The sequence below is a fragment of the Tardiphaga sp. genome, assembly GCF_025356345.1.
In the GTDB taxonomy this organism is placed as follows: Bacteria; Pseudomonadota; Alphaproteobacteria; order Rhizobiales; family Xanthobacteraceae; genus Tardiphaga.
This window is the reverse complement of sequence record NZ_JANXTC010000227.1, coordinates 1-2,842: the sequence shown is the minus strand read 5'-3', so window position 1 is coordinate 2,842 and position 2,842 is coordinate 1. Positions and strand designations below refer to the sequence as shown.

3 protein-coding genes are annotated in these 2,842 nt (G+C 64.1%); all 3 read right to left on the bottom strand.

Annotation, left to right across the window (positions count from 1 at the left end; genetic code table 11):
* Positions 1–195 precede the first annotated feature (195 nt).
* Positions 196–1,719: an IS66 family transposase gene (locus Q0S16_RS13800; RefSeq protein WP_295849141.1), complete on the bottom strand. Its 1,524-nt coding sequence runs from the start codon at positions 1,717–1,719 to the stop codon at positions 196–198.
* 78 nt (positions 1,720–1,797) lie between these two features.
* Positions 1,798–2,154, bottom strand: a complete 357-nt coding sequence (tnpB, locus tag Q0S16_RS13795; RefSeq protein ID WP_295849138.1) for an IS66 family insertion sequence element accessory protein TnpB — start codon at positions 2,152–2,154, stop codon at positions 1,798–1,800.
* On the bottom strand, positions 2,151–2,588 hold the full coding sequence (locus tag Q0S16_RS13790) for a transposase (protein ID WP_295849135.1): 438 nt from the start codon (positions 2,586–2,588) through the stop codon (positions 2,151–2,153). Before Q0S16_RS13790 ends, tnpB begins: the two co-directional genes overlap by 4 nt.
* Positions 2,589–2,842: the final 254 nt, after the last annotated feature.

The following is a 2,842-nucleotide window of genomic DNA, read 5'->3' as shown; positions in this document are numbered from 1 at the left end:
CGTCCGACTGCTGAAACATCGCAAAGTGTTGCCATCCGACGGCCTGCATCGCGGCCAGATATTCGGACGGATGTTCAAACCGGCCGCCAGATGCGGGCACTTCAACGGGCGGCGCGACGATAACGGCAGTTGCTGCTGTGGGGGCGCCAACCTTATTCATGTGAGCTCCCTACGGTTGTCTTGTAAGCGTCGTTCTCAGGCCACGGCTCTGAGGTCTTGCTTTTGGTAGGCCCACGGCAATAGCGCGTCGATATCGCGGTTGGGATGACCGTTGGCGATCCTGGTGAGGACGTCGGTCAGATAGCCAAGCGGATCGATGTCGTTGAGTTTGCAGGTCTCGATCAGCGAGGCGATGGTGGCCCAGTGCTCGGCACCGCCATCGGAGCCCGCGAACAAGGCATTCTTCCGGTTCAGCGTAATCGGACGAATGGTGCGCTCGACGGTATTGTTGTCGAGCTCGATGCGGCCGTCGTCGAGGAAGCGGGTCAGGCCTTCCCAGCGCGACAGCGCATAGCGGATCGCTTCGGCGAGTTTGCCCTTTTGGCTGACCAGCCCGAGTTTTGCGCGCAGCCATGGCTCCAATGCGTCGATCAGCGGACGGCTTTTCTGCTGCCGCACAATCCGGCGCTCAGCGGCGCTGCGGCCGCGGATGTCGTTCTCGATCGCATACAGCGCCGCGATGCGCTGCAGCGCTTCGCTGGCGATCGGCGCAGGTCCGGGAGTGGCCAGCTTGTAGAAGTTGCGGCGCACATGAACCCAGCAGAACGCAAGCTGGACATCGCCGCGCTCGGCCAGCCGGCGGTAGCCGGCATAGCCATCAACCTGCAAGATGCCCTTGAAGCCGTCGAGATGGGCGATCGGCCGCTCGGCCTTGCGGTCCGGGGCGTAGACATAGGCCACGCCCGGCGGATCGGATCCATTCCATGGCCGGTCATCGGCGGCATAGGCCCATAACTGCCCGGTCTTGGTGCGACCGCGACCAGGGTCCAGCACCGGCAACGTCGTCTCGTCGGCAAACAGTTTTGGCCGCTCCTTGAGCTTGTCGAGCAGCCGTTGGTGCAGCGGACGCAAATGCCAGGCGGCATGCCCGACCCAGTCTGCCAGCGTGGATCGGTCGAGATTGACGCTCTGCCGGGCGTAGATCTGCGCCTGGCGATAAAGCGGCAGATGGTCGGCATATTTGGAGACCAGCACCTGGGCGATGGTGGCTTCGGTCGGCAGCCCGCCCTCGATCAGCCGCGCCGGCGCCGCGGCCTGCACGACGCCATCCTCGCATTGGCGACAAGCGTATTTCGGCCGGATCGTGATCAGCACCCGGAACTGCGCCGGCACGATATCCAACCGTTCGCTCTTGTCTTCACCTATCCGGTGCAATGCGCCCTGGCAGCAGCGGCAGGTCTTGTCGTCGATGTCGAGGGTGGTCTCAATCCGCGGCAGATGCGCCGGCAGCGCGCCGCGATTGGCCCGCCGCTTCGCAGCGCCGGCCTGTTGTGCGGCCGGCGTCGCCTGCACAGCTTCTGCGGCGTCATGCGCCGCCGCCTGCTCGACATCTTCCAGGCCCAGCAGCATCTGGTCCTCGGGAAGCGTCTCCGCCCGGCGGCCAAACTGGTGGCGTTGCAGGTCCCTGATGATCTGGCGCAGCCGGTCGTTCTGCACCCGCTCGGCGAGCAGCATCGCTTTCAGCGTATCGGAATCATCGGGCAATGCGTCGCGCGGCATGACACAACCAGATCATATTTTCCGGCAATTTGCGACGTGCCAAATGCGAACTGATTCACTTTGACACAGCAACAAGTATCAACCCGGTTGCGCCGGCGTCACCGTCTCACGTGCCGCATGGACACGCCGCCAGTCCAGACCTTCCAGCAGTGCCGACAATTGCGCGGCCGACAAACGCATCACGCCGTCTTCGATCTTCGGCCAGCGGAAGATGCCGTCCTCCAGCCGCTTGGCGTACAGGCACAGACCCGTGCCGTCCCAGAACACCAGCTTGATCCGGTCCGCACGTTTCGCGCGGAACACATAGATCGCGCCGGAGAACGGATCCGCCGCCAGGCTTTCGCGCACCAGCATCGCCAATCCATCGGCGCCCTTGCGGAAGTCTACCGGCCTGGTCGCCACCATCACCCGCACCGCGCCGGTCGGGCCGATCATGCGCCGGCTTTCAACGCCTGCAACACCGCGCCGATCGTGGCCGCGGGGGCGCCGGGGTTGATACGCACTGTCACGCCATCGATCGCAACTTCAATCGTTCCGGAAAAGGGTTCGGCCCGACGATGTGCCCGGGCCTTGGGCTGCCGCGGCGCCGCTGTGTCGCACGGCGCCGTATCGACGACAGCCGGAACGAACCGCAGGTCATCCCCGGATGCGGCCGCATCCGCTTCCCGAACCCGCCGGCGCCAGCCGAACAATTGCTGGGGCGACAATCCATGCTGGCGCGCAACGCTGGAAACAGAGGCGCCGCGGCGCTCGATCTCGGCGACTATCCGCGCCTTTTCCTCGTCGCTCCACGTTCGCCGGCGACCTGCACCGGTAAACACTTCCAGCCGGCGAGCCGGCTTGGTGATAGCTCTATCCACTGTGTCCATTCTAAGCCTGGCGGTTCGAGAGGACCGAAAGGTCGCAGGTCAGGACATCTGTCGAAAGGTGGGGGCGGGACGACGCTTACGATATAGATGTGAAGTCGGGTTGGGCCGCAGGGGCTGGTGCTGACCTGCCCCTGCCAATTTCCTCCAGTTGAAGTTAGAGTCCGGCGCTCTGAAGGACGGACAGATGAAGCGAGCCAGATGTGGATCAGCGCCGAAGCGGGACCCCGCCAATCCCCAGAATAAATTGCTGATTT

Excerpts from the sequence above, each read along its gene's own strand:
- tnpB (WP_295849138.1), bottom strand. The coding sequence starts at position 2,154 with ATGATCGGCCCGACCGGCGCGGTGCGGGTGATGGTGGCGACCAGGCCG.
- Q0S16_RS13800 (WP_295849141.1), bottom strand. The coding sequence starts at position 1,719 with ATGCCGCGCGACGCATTGCCCGATGATTCCGATACGCTGAAAGCGATG.
- Q0S16_RS13790 (WP_295849135.1), bottom strand. The coding sequence starts at position 2,588 with ATGGACACAGTGGATAGAGCTATCACCAAGCCGGCTCGCCGGCTGGAA.